The 19,491-nt window shown below is 47.0% G+C and carries 10 protein-coding genes; 6 read left to right on the top strand and 4 right to left on the bottom strand.

Going from position 1 to position 19,491, the window contains the following annotated elements; genetic code table 11:
* Positions 1-6 precede the first annotated feature (6 nt).
* Genes MHN31_RS06190 through MHN31_RS06175 form a run of 4 tightly spaced genes read right to left on the bottom strand, consistent with a single transcriptional unit; the run spans position 7 to position 6,785 of the window.
* Positions 7-759, bottom strand: a complete 753-nt coding sequence (locus MHN31_RS06190; RefSeq protein ID WP_239443762.1) for a phytanoyl-CoA dioxygenase family protein — start codon at positions 757-759, stop codon at positions 7-9.
* A complete protein-coding gene (locus tag MHN31_RS06185; RefSeq protein WP_239443761.1) occupies positions 752-1,900 on the bottom strand; it encodes an amidohydrolase family protein in 1,149 nt (382 codons plus the stop codon). The genes MHN31_RS06190 and MHN31_RS06185 overlap by 8 nt, the downstream gene beginning before the upstream one ends.
* A gap of 54 nt (positions 1,901-1,954) precedes the next feature.
* Positions 1,955-2,680, bottom strand: coding sequence for a hypothetical protein (locus MHN31_RS06180; RefSeq protein ID WP_125557604.1), 726 nt, complete (start codon positions 2,678-2,680; stop codon positions 1,955-1,957).
* A gap of 1 nt (position 2,681) precedes the next feature.
* Positions 2,682-6,785, bottom strand: a complete 4,104-nt coding sequence (locus MHN31_RS06175) for a TOMM system kinase/cyclase fusion protein (RefSeq protein ID WP_239443760.1) — start codon at positions 6,783-6,785, stop codon at positions 2,682-2,684.
* A 455-nt stretch (positions 6,786-7,240) separates the two neighbouring features.
* On the opposite strand from MHN31_RS06175, the gene MHN31_RS06170 reads away from it, so the two are divergent.
* From MHN31_RS06170 to MHN31_RS06145, 6 genes are all read left to right on the top strand, one after another.
* On the top strand, positions 7,241-7,969 hold the full coding sequence (locus tag MHN31_RS06170) for a hypothetical protein (protein ID WP_239443759.1): 729 nt from the start codon (positions 7,241-7,243) through the stop codon (positions 7,967-7,969).
* A 96-nt stretch (positions 7,970-8,065) separates the two neighbouring features.
* Entirely contained in the window at positions 8,066-9,304 is a 1,239-nt protein-coding gene (locus tag MHN31_RS06165) for a hypothetical protein (protein ID WP_239443758.1), read from the top strand.
* A 10-nt stretch (positions 9,305-9,314) separates the two neighbouring features.
* Complete coding sequence (locus MHN31_RS06160; protein ID WP_239443757.1) at positions 9,315-10,286, top strand: formyltransferase family protein; 972 nt, start codon at positions 9,315-9,317, stop codon at positions 10,284-10,286.
* Between the two features lie 172 nt (positions 10,287-10,458).
* Complete coding sequence (locus MHN31_RS06155; protein WP_125557594.1) at positions 10,459-10,932, top strand: hypothetical protein; 474 nt, start codon at positions 10,459-10,461, stop codon at positions 10,930-10,932.
* A 169-nt stretch (positions 10,933-11,101) separates the two neighbouring features.
* On the top strand, positions 11,102-11,716 hold the full coding sequence (locus MHN31_RS06150) for a tail fiber protein (protein ID WP_010380455.1): 615 nt from the start codon (positions 11,102-11,104) through the stop codon (positions 11,714-11,716).
* A gap of 136 nt (positions 11,717-11,852) precedes the next feature.
* Positions 11,853-19,491: Ig-like domain-containing protein (locus MHN31_RS06145; RefSeq protein ID WP_239443756.1), on the top strand; the 7,639-nt coding region annotated here is incomplete at its 3' end.

Raw genomic sequence — 19,491 nt, 5'->3', positions numbered from 1 at the left:
TGTCTCTTATATCAATGATGGGCAAAAGCGAGGGTTATTTAGGATGCCAGCATACCCATAGTCAGGAGTATTTCTGTCTATACATAAATCTTCAGTATACACGCCAACGGATAATGCGATTCGAGCACTGTTACTGGTATTTGCGTCACTGCCATGAATTAAATCCCAATGGTGTAAAGAGAAACCACCGAGGGGAACTTCCACAGGAGTTTCCGAATAGTCTCCAGCTGAAAAGTGTGCGAGGCGTTGGGTTTCTGCCTTTAAATTCAGCTCTTGGCCTCCTAAAGGTTGAATGTATTCTTTCGTATTTTGTGAGCCACCAATATATTTTAAGCAACCTGTAGCGAGAGAGGTAGCAGAAAATGGGATCCACAAAGTTGCAACGCCTGACTTAAAAAATGGCATATGTTGAGAATCACGATGCCAGCCAACATTAAGTGATGGCGAATGACCAGCCGGTTTAATATAAAGTTGACTGCCCCAAACCTTCAATTTACGGCATTTCAAAACGTCAGCAATCAATGGCCCAAATTCGCTTTCAGTTAAGAGTGTGTAAAACGCTTGGCTACAAAAATGAGGTTGAGCAATTCGGGTCAATGAATTATTGTCAACTCCGTTTACAAGCCCCCAGTGTGATAGACCTGTATCACTGTGACCGCTAATTATGCTTTCAATTTGCTGGCAAGCTGAGTTTAGGAAAGTACTACTAATGACCTGTTTATTGAAAATAGCGAAACCGGATGTAGGGTAATTATCCACGGAACGCTCCAAAGCAATTTAAGGGATTGCTTTTTAATATCTTATCTACAACTTCTTTGGTGAGGGATGTTTCTCGATAAATACTATCTACATTCATACCCTCATGGTCGGGGTGAGGGAAATCAGAGCCAAAGAGCAGCTTATCACTGCCGATGAGCGCAATAACTTCATTTAGGCACGGCTCTTCTGGTTCAATACTCACCCAGCAGTTTTGTTTGAAGTAATGTGAGGGTTTATTTGGTAATTTCTCTTTGATTAATTCTGGAAACTCTTCATAACAAATGTTGTCTAGCCTCCAAAGCCAGTATGGGACCCATGCCGCACCTGCTTCAAGGAAGGCAAACTTTAGCTTTTTATATTTCTCAAGTACACCACCCTCTAATAAGCTCAGAAAAGCGAGTTGTGCTTCAAGTGCATGTGAGCAGGCATGTAAACTAAATCGTGAATTAAATCGATCTGCTCCTACCGTCGGACCGTGTAAATGAGTACCGCCATGAAATGCGATTGTAATGTCGTTTCGCTCGCACAGCTGCCAAAAAGGCTCATACTCTTCACTACCAAGGTGCAATCCCTGAATAGGTTCTGGTCGCAGCGTAATTGTGCTGAACCCTTGTTTTATAATGGTTTCCAGCTGTCTCTCAAGCGTGCTCGGATCGTGTCTACTAACCATTGCAACGGGAATCATTTTTGCGTAGTTCACTGCGCAGTAGTTAATTATCCACTTATTGTATGCTCTGGCATATTCTATTGATACAGAAGCAGGAAGTGCTTGATGATTCACTATGTACCCTGTAAATGTAGGAAATATAATTGCACGGTCTACACCGTCAACAAGCATACTTTGTAGCTGACCTAATCCACTACTGGCAAGCTTCCGATCCTCAGTATTTCTGGGTCTCTTAGCTGTTTCTTGTTGGATTTCCTTTCCCCAATTGTTCAGAATAGGGTGATTCCCGATGTAATAAGTTGGGGGGAGTTTTGCTGTTTTAACAGGGTTTTCAATATTATCTTGAGAGGCTATTTCAAGTGAACTGTCGTTTCTAAAATGAACGGGATACTCTTTAAAAATTTCGGGTCTGACATATTCTTGCCACAAATGCAGCGGCTCCATAACATGCCTGTCACAGTCTATGAGTGTCATATGGGCCTTCTTCTGAGTTGAATAAGAAGCAGCAAAGCTGCTTCTACTTTTACATTAACAAGATGTAAATGGCTGGCTTCTGCAAATATCCATAAAGTCGCTAATCGCTTGTGACTCAACCATAGATTTTTGAGATTCATTATCAATATGAGATAAGTCTGGCTTCGGTGGAATAGTAACGATGAAGCAGCCCGTTAATTCGCTCATATCTTTGAATTGCCAACCATTATGTAGCGGCGGTAGGTCAGAACCATCTGTATGACCGTCAAGTCCAAGCATTTCTACAAGCTTATTCTTGATTTCTTCATCTGACGGCGGCTGTTCACAGTCGCCACAAATGCTTGTTACAGACTCGATATTACTGCTTGTCTGAAAATCAGGGTTATTTGATATGTAATCTGGACATGGTTGCAGTTGTTCAACGATCTGTTGGGTTTCTGGTTCACCAGCAACTGTTGCAGATATTGTACCACCCGCATTTCGGTCTCCATGCGTGAAAGTGACAGAGTCACCTTTACGAATTACAAACCGAACTTTCGTTTGGTAGGCCGGGATTTGTGGAAAAAAGCCGAACTTCGCTAAATAATATTCAGGAAACTTTACAATATAGTCAAGCTCCTGATCATTATCCCAGTTTTTCCATGTGTATGCGATCATTCGGCTCAGAGCAGAGTGCCATGCACTAATTGCTAATACATTATCTACCGGAGTTGGCTCGGACTCTTCTACATGGCTACCAAAGCCATATCTAGTACCTAGTTTATGAAAATTGTCAGACATTTTAGTTTTCCTCGTTTAATAGTCTTTGAAGTTTGGTGAAAACAGGGCTATCTTCTAGCTGGTCATTGTCCACAAACCAGTGATAGTTTTCTTTTAGTAGCTCAAAGTTATTTTTATCCTGCTCAAGAGAATATAAATAGAGACGACTTTCTAGTTCAAAGAACCTTGCACTTTGGTCTTTTGCTGCATCAATTGAAGATTTCAACAGAGAAATTATTTCCTGATTGGAAAACCCTTGTTCCAAATACATACACTCAGCGAGTGTTTTCTTGATAAAAGGCATTACCGAAAGCTCTCCTTGACGTTGACAGCGTTCGAAGGATGATGTCATTAAGTCAAGTGCTTCATCTAAGCAGGATTCTTCTATATAAGCCTCCGCGAGATGAGTTACATAGTATCCAGCAGCAAAAGTTTGCCCTGTTTCAATTTGTTTATTGAGTGCTTGACGAGCTAAGTTTGTATTCTTGGCAGATGAGTAGCTATAGCACTCAAGGAAGTGTAAATGGAATACATTGCCTTTAGCTTGCGCACCGTACATTTCTTGGAAACGTAACCAATTATCGACAACTTTACTGTGTTGTTTTAGAAAAATGTGGTAAAGCGCAACAAAAATATTTGCAAATACAATCTCGCCTATTGAGTTTAAATCTTCTGCATAGCGTGCAGACTCATAAGCACAATTTTTTGCTTTTCTTAGCAACCCAAGATGGAGATAGTTATATGATGCAAGAGAAAGAATTTGAACTTTAATGTTCATTCCATATTCTAGTGCAAGTTCAGCATCTTGTTCATCGTTATACAGCTCTAGTGCTTCTTCATATAGTTCGCTAGCTGACAAAAGATCACCATCGATATTATAAGCTTGAGCAACATGAACTAAAACTACGATAATATCTTGTCGGTTCCCTTTTTCCCTTACTGCCTCAAGTAGACTTTCACCTAAAGTGCGGGCTTTGCTTCTGTGTGAAGCATAATGTGCTGACATGAATAGGGTCCATTGACTTTTCTTGTACATGTCGAACAGAGAGTCTTGCTGCTTATCATCAAACCATGGACTTTGGACAATTTCAGCGACTCGATTACCCCAACTCAAAACTCTCTCTGCACCATAACCAAATAACGTCATAATAGAGGGAAGCATTGCCCTGTGAAGATCTAGTTCGTTCAGAAGTGAGCTTTTGTGTGTTTTGTTGCCTTCTAGCCAGCTGAGAGCTTCGTCACCAATTACAATAGCAGAAGAATGAGCTGAACTTCTCACTTGCTTGTTTATTGCCTTGGTACGGAATGATACTGCATCATTGATTCTCTCCGCGTTATAGTAGTGATTGGAAATGACTAGCGGTTCATCGAAGTTAAAAGTACTAAATTCAGCGCTTAAAGTATCGCCAATTCTTCCGTGATTTCTAATCTTATCTTTGGGGTTCATACTCCCATAAGCCGCGTCCCTTACCAGCGCGTGTTTAAAGATATAGCTATCATTCTCAACCCGGCGTTGCTGGATGATGAGGTCTTTTTCTATCAGCTCGTTGAGGTCGTTTTGGATCTGATCTTCACTGAGAGAAGAAGCGGCGACGAGCAGGTCGTATTCGAATTCCCGGCCAATGGTGGCGGCGAGTTGTGCCGTTTCTTTAGCATGCACTAAGCTATCAAGCTTTTGCTGTAGTGATTCACGCAGGCTACTGGGGACCTGATCGAGTTTATCCGGGCTGACGAAATTGACTTCGCCGCTTTGCTCGCTGACGAGTGCTTTTTGTTTCAGCATATCAACCAGTTCTTCGATAAACAGTGGTATACCGTCGGTGCGGCTGACCAGGATGTCGCGCACGTTTTGTGATACGGCTTTGCCCTCGAATAACTGTTCGATGAAGTCTTCGGTTGCTTTGGCGGTGAGCTTGTGGAGCTCCAGCTCAAGCAATGTGAGGTCGTGCAGGCTATCCGGCTTAGGTTGACGCGAGGTGCTGATCAGCACGCTACCATCACTAAGGTTCTCGGCAAAGTGATGAATAAATTCTAAGGTGGTGGAGTCTGCCCAGTGAATATCTTCAATGATGTATAGTTTATGGCTGCTGAGGCTGAATTTGTGTGACAGCAGCAGTGCACTCAGGCCGTTGAACAGCAGTTCTTTTTGCGCGTCCGGAGCCAGTGACGACGGCTGCATGTCTTCTGGTAATTCGATGTTCAGCCAGACCATCAGAATTGGCAAAATGGCATCTGTGTTGAGTGTGCTGTTCTGCTCGTTAAGCAGTGACACAAATAATTCTATTACTTCAGCATTGCTGAGATTGCTGGTATTAAACAGATAACGTACTAGTGTCAAAATCGGGTAGAGTGCATTGTTCTGATGTTCCGGTAAGCACTGGGCAACCAGGTGCTGATATTTACCGGCGTTGGCGCGAATTTCCTGTAGTAAACGTGACTTGCCGATCCCTGCTTCACCATAGATATGGGCAACCCGAGTGGTCTGTTGTTCGTTGTTGATGATCGACAGGGTTTTATCGAGCTCGCTCTGACGGCCAATCAACTTGTGATGGTGACGTGTGCCGCGCATAAAGCCGAAGGCTTCGACCCGCTTTTCACCCTTCAGGTTATAAATGGCTTGTTGCTCAAACGCCATGCCAAGCTGCATATTGTCGAAATAGTCAAACTCACTGTAAGGCTCAAGGATGGCGCGTGACTCTGCGGTACACAAAATTTGTCGTTCACCAGCAAGACGCGCGAGTTGCATTGCTGTATTGGCGATGTGTCCTTCTGGTACTGCGTTGGCGTAAGTCACAAAAATGCCTGAATGCAGGCCAATATGGGCATTCATTTGCACGCCGTGGGCTTCCTGCATCAGCGCATTACGTTTTCCCAGTTCACTCACCACGTCCAGCGCGGTACGTGCGCTCAGGCGAGTATCGTTATCGCTGGCGACAGGATAACCGAAATAGAATAACGCGGTATCGGCGAGGTTGCCGACATGGTAGGCACCAAAACGGGTCGCGATATCGATACAGGTGTTGCGTTGCGACTTAAACAGGGTGTCTATGACATCCAGATCTTTGGCGTTTTCATCCAATATTTTAGCGCTCAGTCTCAGCGCCATGACGGTGATTTGTTTACGCTCTGTCAGCGTTGTGTAATCTTGCTGACCTGGGTGAGCCGGATCATCAGTACGCAGCACCACTGTGGCATCGTCGTAACCATGTTGCGCTTGCACATCTGCCAGCACGCCAACAAGATTTGAGACGTTCATGGAGTTGAGCTCAGCAAATGCTTCCTCACCGGAGATGACTCGCTCAGTTGCATTTTTTTGTAATACGCGGCGTAGTAATCCGGATAATGGGTGGCCTAGCAGGGCGCTTGGTAGCGGAATATGAACATCGCTCAATTGCTTGTGATAAATCGAGGCAATACTAGAGCCGGTTACAGCAGGTAATCCTGTCAGACATTCTAAAAATACCAGACCCCAGACGTAGATATCAGTTTTGGCAGACGCAGGCTCACCGCGTAATTGCTCGGGGGCGCTGTAAGAAGGCGTACCCAGGGTTTCTTGCGTGAGTGTTAGTGTCGCAAAGTCCTGATGGCGGTTTTCCTGGCTAAGCGTACCAATACCAAAGTCGAGAATCTTTGCATAGGTTTTGGCACCAGCCTGAGTCAGCATGATATTCGCAGGTTTGATGTCCCTGTGAATGATGCCTTGTTTGTGTGCATGGATCAGTGCGTCGAGCACCTGCAACATAATGTCGGTTGCGTCTACTGCGTCCAACGCGCCTTCCTGGATCAGGTGCTCGCGCAGGGATTGACCCTCCACATACTCAAACACACCGTATAGCAGGTTTTCATCAACCTGGCCTTTGTCTAGCAGCCTCACGATATGCGGGTGCTGCAACTGGCTGCTCAGAGTGGTTTCGCGTTTAAATCGCTCCACATAACGGTGCTTCTTGGCTTCGTCCAGATGTGGTTCAAGTGCCAGGAACTTGATTGCCACGATCTGATCGGTGTTTTTATTCTTCGCTTTATAAACCTTACCAAAACCGCCTTCACCGATCTTGTGGATGAGCTCATACTGAGTCGACTGAAAGCGATCCTGAATATAAGGATCGGAAAATTGAGTTAGTGGCATAGTATTTTGTTTTTATCTAATTTGTTAACAGGGCTCGAACTTAAGCTCTAAATTATTGTTAAGAATTACGATTATTACAATGTTTTTTCAACATCCTTGCCCATAGCATCGTTTATTTGACATCAGACAGATTTCACTAAGATGAAGATCGTAAGGATTACTGGAAACTCACCTCATAGCATGAGTAAATTTTAATAATTTCAATAGTTACTGATTAGTCTGAAGCATGCTAAACCTGCCGACTGTTAATCTTTACCGATTATCAATAGAGGGTCAAATGCTTCTGGCTTAGTATTGGGATAAATTACGGTGAAAAAGTGCTAAATTACTACGTTTTTGACATATTCCAGTACTAAATTGGTATATGTTGCTTGCGATGTAATATAGTGTAATATCTAATTATTCAGTAGTTTGTAATAATGAACCAGTTTTTCGGTCGCTAATGGTGTATAAAGATGGAACGTCGTACTTTTCTAAAAACAAGCTCATACTTATGTGCGAGTGGCGTATTGCCGGTCACTGCCCTTGCCGCTAATAGCACTTCATTTACATTTTCAGAGCAGGATACACAACGTATAAGTAGTGAACAGCTCGACACGCTGGCGATTGAAGCGCCGAAAGTCTCAATAGAATCACCAAACGGTGATGCTGTGCAAATCACCTTAAAACCCGCAGTGGCGAGACGCTATAGCTCAAACATCTTTGTTTATTTTGAAACGAGCAGTGAGATAAACGTATTCGATTTGTCCGGTAACCCTAGCGGAACGATTAAATTACCGCAAGGATTTAGCAGTCTCAACGATTTTGCCATTGAGCCAAATCAGCAGTTGCTGTATCTCATAGAAAGAGGGCAACACTCTGTCACTGTGGCAAACTTTTATGGTGATAAACTCACAGAGATCAGTGAGTTTGGTACTGAAGTAGACGCCCAGTTAAACGGGCCTAAAAAAATTACACTGGATACCCACGGCCACATTCATATTCTTGAAATGGGCACGGCCAGTATCAAAGTATTCAGCAATAATGGCGCATTTTTGTACTCATACGGCCGTTCTCGGTTGGGTAAAAAGCCGCTTTACAGATCACTGGATGGTACCCAGCATATCCTCGTGTCAGGGGGCAAACTGAACGACAGAAAGTGGGTTTTTAATATTGATACTCGCAAATTGTCAGCACTCAACTAGACTGAACAGTGAACGCTGACGGGCGTTACCTATGGCATCAAAATATGTCAGGTAACGCCTTGTAATCACGGAAATATTATACTTAGGTAGCGCCCGATGGAAAAACATCAGATGCGTAATGTGTCAGTGACAGATTATGCCGATCCAAAAATTGACCAACTCTTAAAACATACCGTCCGAAATCAACTTGAATCTCTGCTTAAGGCCAAGCTCACGACCGCACAAAGACAACAGGCGCTTACTCAGAGCTTTGTAGATGCGATGGCGCTAATATTCAGCACCACGCAAGCGACTCACGCGCAACTTACAGCAGCTTTTGAGGCGATGTACGAGCATGCCTTGCAGTCAATGTCGATGGCAGAGCTCAGTGAAGAATTATTGACTCGTCAGTATATTGCACCGACGGGTCTGATCATGTCCCCTTACAATAGCCGCCACACAATTAAAGACATTTACCGCATTCAGGGTTATGCAAAAGGCATTGATAAGGCAATTCGGGGCATGCTGTCTCATAAAGATTCTGTAACTATTTTGTATCCTGCCTGCGGCCCATTTGCGCCTTTGATACTGCCGTTACTCAGCTACTACAAAAACCAGAACGAGTTTAACCACGAGCAAATTAAGGTGCTATTCGTAGATACTCATCCAGGTGCCATCGTCACGCTAAAACAGCTGATTGATGACTTACAACTAGGTGAGTTTGTCGCAGATATTATCGAAGAAGACGCCACGGTATATGAGCCAGAGCAGGCCGTTGACCTGCTGGTGCTGGAGGCCATGCAACATGGTTTTACCCGAGAAGGGCAGCTGGCCATTGCAAAGCACTTAGTTAAATTTCTGACGCTTGATGGCTGGATGATCCCACGCTCTGTATCGATTAAAGGCATGATGATCCATGGCGAAACAGAATACAATCAGCAATGGAAAGACGCCGAATACTGCCACTCCGATCACTTGCGTGACAGCGCGTTAAACGAACGCGTTGAACTGGGCGAGCTGATGCGTATTGATAAGTCTGCGCTATTAGAGATGACAGAGATAGAGCTTGATGATGACATTCGGGTTGTTGCAGCGAATACAATCACAATACCAACTGGCGTTGAGGATATGTCGACCCGTATATTGGCGGTTTATGCCCAAATCAACACGTTTGGTGATGAAGGGCTGGATCAATACGACTCAGGTATTACACACCCTAAACCCGACATGAACTTTTATGTTGATGCCCGGCCCAGAGAGCTTGAGCACACGCATTTTGTTGCCAACAGCGGTGATACAGTGCAATTTTTCTATCAGCTGAGCGGTATGCCCGGGTTTGTCCCGGTAAAAGCATAGGGAGATAACCATGGAAGTGAAATATGCTTTGTTCAGCGGCAGTTGCCTATGCTTGACCGCCGTGCAGTACCTATTGCAAAGAGGCCAACTGAGTTGTGTGGTGTTGATTGAAGCAGAACCCAATCCGGATCTCGTTCAGTTGCAGCGCTTTTTGCACCACCATCAAATTCCCATGCTGCAGTATAAAACAGAATCGGACGACGCCTTGATTGCCGATCTTGACAGACTGGGAGCAAACAGTGGCATAGCCTATTTGTTTAAACATAAGCTTCGCGCCAAGCTGATAGACTTTTTTGCCGGTGATGTACTTAACATTCACCCCAGTGCATTGCCTGATTATCGTGGCCCAATGCCCGTGTTCTGGCAGCTTAAAAGTGGCGCGGATACCGTCAGGTTGACGTTACACAAAGTCGCGGAGCAGCTCGATACAGGCGATATTGCAACGCACATTAATTTACCGGTGCATCCTTTTGATACCTCACAGTGCTTTCACCAGAAAATAGCCCAGGCAGTTCCCGCTTTGCTCGAGCAATTTGCTCAACAGCAGGCCGCAGGGACTTTGAACTGGCAAGAACAAAAAGAATACATCGAAATGGATGGTGAGCAGTGTGAACCTCGCTATGCAGCGCATGTTCAGGTGGAAGATTTATTGATTGACTGGCGACGTCATACAAGTATTGAAATTGTTAATCTGGCGCGTGCAGCCAATGCTGAACTGGGCGGCGCCCGCTTTAAGTTTCGTGAAGGCATGCTGCAGCTTATGCAGGCCAGCACTATGGAGTGCAAGCTGGCAGGCATTAAGCCGGGTACGATTTTAGAGCTCGACAGAATCAAAGGGTTGTTAGTTAAAACGGTTGATGGCGCTATTCGTCTGGATACGATTTTAACCGAACAAGGTATTTTTGATGGCTACCGGTTTGCGGTGCTGTTTGGACTGGAACCTGGTTTAGAAGTAGCTGCCTCATCTGAGGGCAGAATGTAAGGTTCGAAATTAAGTGTTTTGATTGAGGTATATCAATTGCAAACCGATACCTTTGTACTAAATTTTACAATGGTAGCTTAGTTGAGAAGGACTTGTGAGTGGCCCAGCCGATGTACTTATTATCCTGCATTTCTAACTATGCTCTGAACTTTAACTCAGAAGCGAGATAGATATGAATATAAAGATCAATCTGACCAACCGATATGGTTATGATCTTACGCTGTTTCCTTATAACGGGGGCGATTTACCTAGCGGTGAAGGGCAGCGTATTGCGAAAGTTGAAGGCACTGGCGAGATAGTTGTCGCACAGGGCGAGAGCAGTATTTTGGAAGTACCCGGAATGGGCAGTTTGTTAGTCCAGTTTTTGGGAGAGCAAAAGCTCGTTGACTGCCACGAAAGGTTCTGCGACAGCCCCAGCGAATTTGACGGTTACCCATTAATGGCACTCTTACGTTACAAAACCACAGAACTATACTGGCGCTTCGAAAGCAGTGATGATCCAGCTGAGCTAAATGTCAGTATTAATGATATCGGTACAGTCTGCCTTGATAAGGTCTTAAGCGGAGAGGCGCGCAGGGTGCAGTTGCCTGAGTTTTTCATCCCACCTGTTTTTACGCCACATTTACCAGAAGGAAATCCTGATTGATCACCGAGCAGTGATAGCTCTGCAACACATATATGCCTTTCAGGCAAAGCAGTAATTGAAGTAGTTGGTGCGAACTCGTCGCAACAAGTCGATAAATCACTGAGTGAATTTTAGTGGTACTGAGCGTTTATCGTTAAAGGGTATGTTTACGAATTAGAGAGGAATTCATATGTCTACTGACCCGTATATTGGCTCAATGGGTACCTTCGGCGGTGCTTTTACAATCAGAAATTTTGCAATGTGTTTAGGCCAGACTATGGCTATTTCACAAAATCAGGCGTTATTTGCGTTAATCGGGACTATTTATGGTGGTGATGCGCGTACCACTTACGCACTACCGGATCTGCGTGGCCGTAGTCCGGTAGGTCAGGGTGTACGCCCAGGCGGTATGGACTATCGTCAAGGTGAAAGACAAGGTACTGAGCTGGTAGGTATTGAGATTATTCATATGCCTGCGCACTCTCACACTGCGATTTTCACGCCGCTGGGTGGTACAAATCCAGTGAGTGGCACGCTGCAGGCCGCTACTAATGCGGCAAATACTAAGACTCCGGATAGCAGCTCTTATATCGCGGCAAATAATAGCGAAGGCTTCTTCAAGGAAGGTTTTGCATCAGCAGATCTGACAACCATCAAGGGGCTAACCGTATCTGGTGGTGGCTCTGCGGGTGGTACTGTCACTGTTACTAACACGGGTGGCTCTGCCCCTTTGAATATATTAAATCCGGTATTACCGGTTAACTGGCTGATTGCAACAGACGGGGTGTTCCCACCTCGCAACTAATCAGTACTGGAGTGGGCTGGGCATATATTGTGCCGGCCCGCTTTTGCGTTTGATAGTCATCAAATTGCGTTGAAATTAAAGTAAATATTAAAACAATAAAATGTCACTGGACCAGGAAAAATAACGGAGTAGTAAAATGAGATTAAGTAAAGTTGCCACCGCTGTCACATCGGCTGGTATATCTGCAGCATTGTTTTCCGGCAATATCTGGGCAGGTCAAAAGACACTGGATTATTCTTCCGGTACAGGCACGCCGACTGACGTGAGAGATGGCTCAAATGGTGTTCCGGATATTTCTCTTGATTCGGCTGGCGCGGTTACTTTTATTTTGGATGGCGGTGAGAGCGGAGACAGCTATACAGCAGAGAGTTTTGCAGTGGCCTTTAGCTCATTTTATGCGACTGGTTTTATCGCTAACTCAGGAGCCAGTGCGACAGACAAAGGCTATAAGCTCCTTGAAAGCTCTGGTACACACTTTAGTTTTGATGGTATTACCTTCGTTCGTGCTGGAGACACAGATGCGGAGCGTAGGGTTCGGTTTACTGGGTTTAAAGACAGTGCGCAAACGGTCACAGTCGACTTAACACCGCCGGTGGCATCAGGGGTTGGTACAACTTTTAGTTTTACACGCAGTAGTGATTTTAATAACGCGCTCTGGCAAGACATTGACACATTAATTATAACTTTCCCGGATACGGACCCCGCCAGTGCTTATGATTCACGTATTGCTATACGTGATATTACACTGGATGATGCAACAGCGTCTGATTCAACGGCTCCTGCTTTTGTCAGTGCAAGCTCAACTCCCAATGACAACGCGACGGATGTGTCAGTCAGTAGCGACATTGTTATCGCCTTTGACGAAAACATTGCGCTGAGCACGGGTAATATCACTATTCGTAATGTCACCGACAGTAGCGACTTTGAGGTATTTGATGTTGCCAGTGAAAGTGATGGCACTACCACCACACCGGGGTCTGGGCGGGTAAGTATTAGCAGTGATAAGGTCTACCTGAATCCAACCAGTAATTTAACCGGCAACCGGACATATGCGATCCAAATCGACTCAGGTGCGGTAACAGATACATCCAGCAACGCCTTCACTGGGATCAGCGATAACACCACCTTTAATTTTAGTACAGCCAATACAACGCCTGTTGTTGACCTGGATACTGGTAGTGGCAGTAACGACAGCAGCGCTAGTTTTTCTGAAGGCAGCGGCGCGGTTAACATTGCCAGCAGCGCCTCGGCAACGGATGCTGACAGTGACACCATAACAACCATAACAGTTACACTGACCAATGATCAGGATGGGGCATCTGAAGGCCTGAACGTAACAGCGGCAGCGCAAAATGCCCTGACAGGTGTGTCGGGTGCTTCCGATATTACCTTGCAGGATACTATCTCTATTACGGGCGCAACGGCGACACCAGCCGAAGTCACAACTTTCCTGCAGGCCATCACCTATAACAATACCTCGAGTACGCCAAACGAAACTGCACGTACAGTGTCCGTGGTGATCAACGATGGTTCTGCGAGTAGTACATCGCGTACAGCCACTGTTAGTGTTACGGATGTCACGGCAGCAAGCTCGACAGCTACAGGTTTTAATACCAGTAATGGCACAAATCTGAGCCCGGCTATTACGTTTGCCGGTGGTGACGAAACCCTGACTATTGCGGATGCCAGCCATGTATCAGGTTCAACGGCCAGTGGTGGTACGGGAACAGATATCCTTTCTGTGCCAACCAGCACAAATCTTGCAAATCTAACATCCCTGAGTGGCTTTGAGACGCTGACGCCGGATAGCGGTGCATCTATTACGCTGACTGAATCTCAGCATGAGTCATTTACCACCATAAATGGTGCGGGAACTAACCAATTTACACTTAGCAGTGCTGATGGCAATGCCGTTATTACCGGTGATGCTGATATCGAGACGTATGTATTGGGTGCCGGGTTTACCTTTACCCTGGGCGGCGCAGCGCAAAATGTGACGGGCAGCAGCTCAGCTGATACGGTGGCAACTGGTTCCCTGACTGCAACGGGGACGCTGACCGGGAGTGGCGGTACCGATGTATTACAGCTGGGCAATGGTGCCAGTATTTCTGGTGCGACAGTAAGTGGTTTTGAAACACTGACCGTGGATGCCAATGCATCCGTAACTATGACTGAAGCGCAGCATGATGCCTTTAGCACAGTTACTGGTACTGCAACGGAAAGTATTACTATCTCCGCAGCAACCGACGGTTTGACGGCTGCGAGCGCAATTGAAACCTATGTGTTGGGCGCTGCGAACAGTATCACGCTTAGCTCCGCCGGGCAAAACGTCACAGGTAGCAGTGGCAACGATACCATCGACATAGCGGCATTGACTGCAACGGGTACGTTGAATGCGGCCGGTGGCACAGATACCTTATCAATGAGTTCTGGTGCCAGTATTGCTGGTGCGACGGTATCTAACTTTGAAAACCTGACATTAGCCAGTGGGGCCAGCGTCTCTATGACTGCTTCTCAGCCTGCACTCTTTGGTGGCACAATCACAGCGGCTGGCACTGAAACAATTAATATTTCAGGGGATGGTGACTTTACCACACTTGCTAATGTAGAGAATTTCTCGGTCGGTGACTCTTCGACTAATAGCCGTACAGTGACCGTTGCGGCCGCAGGCACTTCTGTGACGGCATCGTCTTCTACTGATGCCGTGACATTTAATGTGGGGACGCTCAGTTATACTGGCACACTGACCGGTGATGGTACAACGGCAGATACTGTGTCGCTGTCTTCTGGCGCTAATATTTCGGGTGGTACGCTTGCGAACATAGTTAACCTGACTTTAGCCAGTGGTGCATCAGTGACCATGACTCCTGCGCAAAATGCGTCTTTTAGCGGTACTGTCACGGCAGCAGGTTCGGAAACCATTACAATTTCCGGTGACGGTAACTTTACAACGTTATCGGGTATAGAGACTTATTCGGTTAACGATGACAGTACTAACAGCCGTACTATTACAGTAACTAATGCGTCAGCGACGATTGACGCGACAGCGTCCAATGACGCTATTACATTTGATATTACTGGAAGTGCCTTTAATGGTTCTCTTACGGGTGACGCAACGACTGGTGATACAGTCAGCGCTTCAGATGGCGCTGATGTGAGTAGTGGTGGCTTTACCAATATTGGTACCTTGTCACTGGCCAGTGGGGCAACGGTTTCCATTGATGCGGCAAATGTAGCAAATAATTTTACTACGGCAATCACCGGTGCCGCGGGATCCGAAACCCTAAAACTGATGGATGGGGGCACGTTTAACTTTGCTAATACCAGCGTCTCAGAAATCGAAAACCTGGCAATTGGCACCAATAATATCTTCAATATTACGCTGACAGATAACTTTGACTCCAATGGCAACTCGGTCACTATCTCCAATACCGTTGGCTTTGCGCTCAGCAACGCTATCACACTAAACGCCAGTGCGTTGAGTGGCGACACTATAAATATGACCGCGACTGACTTTGACGGTAACGATACGATCACCGGTGGTAGTGGTACCGATACTATCCGCCCTGGTGGTGGTACCGACTCGATGACAGGTAATGCGGGCAATGATAACTTTGTCGGCGACGCGTCTGATCTTAATGGTGATACCATCACAGACTTAAGTGTGGGTGATATTATTACCATCAATAGTGTGACGGGCCTGACAACCAGCAATGTTCGCTTTAACGGCACGAGCACACTGCAGGTGGATACTGATGCAACTGACTTCAGCGCTGTTGAAGTAGCAATAACGCTTTCAAATGCGCCAGCCAGTTCGCTTGATTTTACTGTGGCGGATAATGGTGCAAATACTGATATCACCTTTATCTCACCAAACAACGTACCAACCTTCAGTAATCTGAATGGCGGCCAGACGTTCACTGAAAACGGTTCAGCCGTTATTATTGATTCGGACGTTGTTGTTGCAGATACCGAACTGGACGCACTAGACAGTGGTGCGGGTAATTATAACAATGCAACCCTAACGATTGCCCGAAATGGCGGTGCCAGTTCACAGGATGTCTTTGGTAATAATGGCCTCTTGGGCACGCTTACCGAGAGCAGTACCTTCACCTATAACTCAACGACTGTCGGTACGGTAACAACCAATTCGTCGGGTACTTTAGTATTGACGTTCAACACCAGTGCGACCTCAGCGATCGTTGATTCGGTGTTGCAAAACATCACTTACCAGAATAATTCAGAAGCACCACCGTCGTCTGTAACGCTCGATTATACTTTCAATGATGGTACAGCAAACAGTACAGGCACTAACCAGGCAACAGTGACCATTACTGCACAAAATGATGATCCAACAGATATTAGCCTGGATACAACCTCAATTAATCAGTCTGCAACTGGCGCAGGTGCCAACATAGGCACATTAAGCACGACAGATCCTGACACCAGCGACAGCCATACGTATACGATTGTCAGTAGCGGAGCCAGCGCGAATGGTACTTGTAGCGCAGATACCAATAACGGTAGTTTCCAGATCAATGGTTCAAACCTTGAAACGCAAGCCGCGTTATCGGCGGGAAGCTATGTGGTTTGTTTGCAAACCAGTGATGCTACAACGACATTCCAAAAGGCGTTTACTATCACAGTGAATGATGACGTAGCACCTAATGCGCCATCAACGCCAGATCTTGATGCTGGATCTGATACGGGTAGTTCTGATAGTGACAATAACACCAATGACACGACACCAACATTCAGTGGTACAGCTGAAAGCGGTTCAACGGTTAGATTGTATAGTGATCAGGAAGGCGGAGGTACAACCGTAATTGGAACTGGTACGGCAACAGGCGGTAACTGGCAAATTACTACCAGTGCACTGACTGCCGGTGTAACGCACGCCATTACTGCAAAAGCAACCGATGCAAGCAGTAACGAAAGCTCAGCATCGAGTAGCCTGAGTGTGACGATAGACACAACCGCCCCTTCGGCGCCGGGCACCCCCGATCTGGATGCAAGCAGTGATACAGGTACATCCAATACGGATAACGTGACCAATGATACAACTGCGACGTTTACTGGTTCAGGTCCCAATGGTGGCGCGATCACTCTGATTTCAAGCATTGATGGTACTGTGGGCACCGGCACTGCCACTTTAGGTACCTGGACTATCACAACGTCTGCTTTGTCAGCAGGTACGCATACGATGACAGCACGTTCAACAGACACAGCAGGTAATACTGCTGATGGCTCTGGTTTGTCTGTTACTGTTGATACCAGTGTAAGCGCAGTTAGCATCACCACGCCGATTGAAGTAGATGGTATCGTTAATGCAGCAGAAGATAATGATGTGCTGATTGCCGGTACCGGGGCGGAGTCTGGCAACAGTGTGACCGTGAGCATCACGGATAACAACAGCACTGTGAGCCGCACAGTGACCGCAGATGGGTCTGGCAACTGGACACTGAGCGGCAGTGAGCTGGATGTCAGTAGCCTGAACAATGGCACATTGACGGTGTCAGCGACCCAAACTGATACAGCTGGTAATACCTCTACTGCTGCGACTCAGACGATTACATTGGATAACGCGGCGCCTTCGGCGCTGACCATTACCACGCCGATTGAGACTGATGGGGTAGTCAATGCCGCAGAAGACAATGACGTCTTAATTGCAGGTTCCGGCGCTGAGTCGGGTAACAGTGTGACCGTGACTATCACGGACAATAACAGTTCGGTAAGTCGCACTGTGACCGCAGACAGCTCTGGCAACTGGACGCTGAGCGGCAGTGAGTTGGATGTGAGTGGTCTGAATAATGGCACGCTGACGGTGTCGGCCACCCAGGCGGATACAGCAGGCAATACTTCGACTGCTGCAACTCAGACAATTACACTGGATAACGCGGCGCCTTCGGCACTGACCATTACCACACCGATAGAAACTGATGGCGTCGTCAATGCCGCAGAAGACAATGACGTGCTGATCGCCGGTTCAGGTGCTGAGTCGGGCAACAGCGTGACGGTGACCATTACAGATAACAATTCAACTGTCAGTCGTACCGTGACCGCAGACAGTTCAGGTAACTGGACGCTGAGCGGCAGTGAGCTGGACGTCAGTGGCTTGAACAATGGCACGCTGACGGTGTCTGCCACTCAGTCGGATACGGCAGGCAATACTTCGACTGCTGCAACTCAGACGATCACGCTGGATAACGCAGCACCTTCGGCACTGACTATCACCACACCGATAGAAACGGATGGTCTTGTTAACGCGGCAGAAGATAACGATGTGCTGATCGCTGGTTCTGGTGCTGAGTCGGGCAACAGCGTGACGGTAACCATCACGGATAACAATTCATCAGTCAGTCGTACCGTGACAGCAGACAGTTCAGGAAACTGGACGCTGAGCGGCAGTGAGTTGGATGTCAGTGGTCTGAACAATGGCACGCTGACGGTGTCTGCCACTCAGTCGGATACGGCAGGCAATACTTCGACTGCTGCGACTCAGACGATTACACTGGATAACGCGGCGCCTTCGGCGCTGACCATCACCACGCCGATTGAGACTGATGGGGTAGTCAATGCCGCAGAAGACAATGACGTCTTAATTGCAGGTTCCGGCGCTGAATCGGGTAACAGTGTGACCGTGACTATCACGGACAATAACAGTTCGGTAAGTCGCACTGTGACTGCCGACAGCTCAGGCAACTGGACGCTGAGCGGCAGTGAGTTGGATGTGAGTGGTCTGAATAATGGCACGCTAACCGTGTCGGCTACACAGGCGGATACGGCAGGCAATACTTCGACTGCTGCGACTCAGACGATTACATTAGATAACGCGGCGCCTTCGGCACTGACTATTACCACCCCGATTGAAACGGATGGGATCGTCAATGCCGCAGAAGACAACGATGTCAGTTCAGGTAACTGGACGCTGAGCGGCAGTGAACTGGACGTCAGTGGCCTGAACAATGGCACGCTGACTGTGTCTGCCACACAGTCGGATACGGCGGGTAACACTTCGACTGCTGCGACTCAGACGATTACACTGGATAACGCGGCACCTTCGGCACTGACCATCACCACACCGATAGAAACGGATGGTCTTGTTAACGCGGCAGAAGATAACGATGTGCTGATCGCTGGTTCTGGTGCTGAGTCGGGCAACAGTGTGACGGTAACCATCACGGATAACAATTCGACAGTCAGTCGTACCGTGACCGCAGACAGCTCTGGCAACTGGACGCTGAGCGGCAGTGAACTGGATGTCAGTGGCCTGAACAATGGCACGTTGACGGTGTCTGCCACACAGTCGGATACGGCAGGTAACAGTTCTACCGCAGCCACGCAAAGCATCACACTGGACAATGCAGCACCATCAGCAGTAACCATCACCACGCCAATTGAAACCGATGGCATCGTCAATGCGGCTGAAGACAATGATGTGCTGATCGCCGGCTCTGGTGCTGAGTCAGGCAACAGCGTAACGGTGACCATCACAGATAACAATTCATCAGTCAGCCGTACCGTGACCGCAGACAGCTCAGGAAACTGGACGCTGAGCGGCAGTGAGCTGGATGTAAGTGGCCTGAACAATGGCACGCTGACAGTGTCGGCCACCCAGGCGGATACGGCAGGTAATACTTCGACTGCTGCGACTCAGACGATTACGCTGGACAATTCAGCACCTTCGGCCTTGACCATCACCACACCGATAGAAACCGATGGCCTTGTTAACGCAGCAGAAGACAATGACGTCTTAATCGCCGGTTCTGGCGCTG

The organism is Pseudoalteromonas sp. McH1-42, from assembly GCF_022347845.1.
GTDB lineage: Bacteria > Pseudomonadota > Gammaproteobacteria > Enterobacterales > Alteromonadaceae > Pseudoalteromonas > Pseudoalteromonas rubra_D.
Note: the sequence above shows the minus strand (reverse complement) of the source record. Positions and strands in the feature narration are given on the sequence as shown.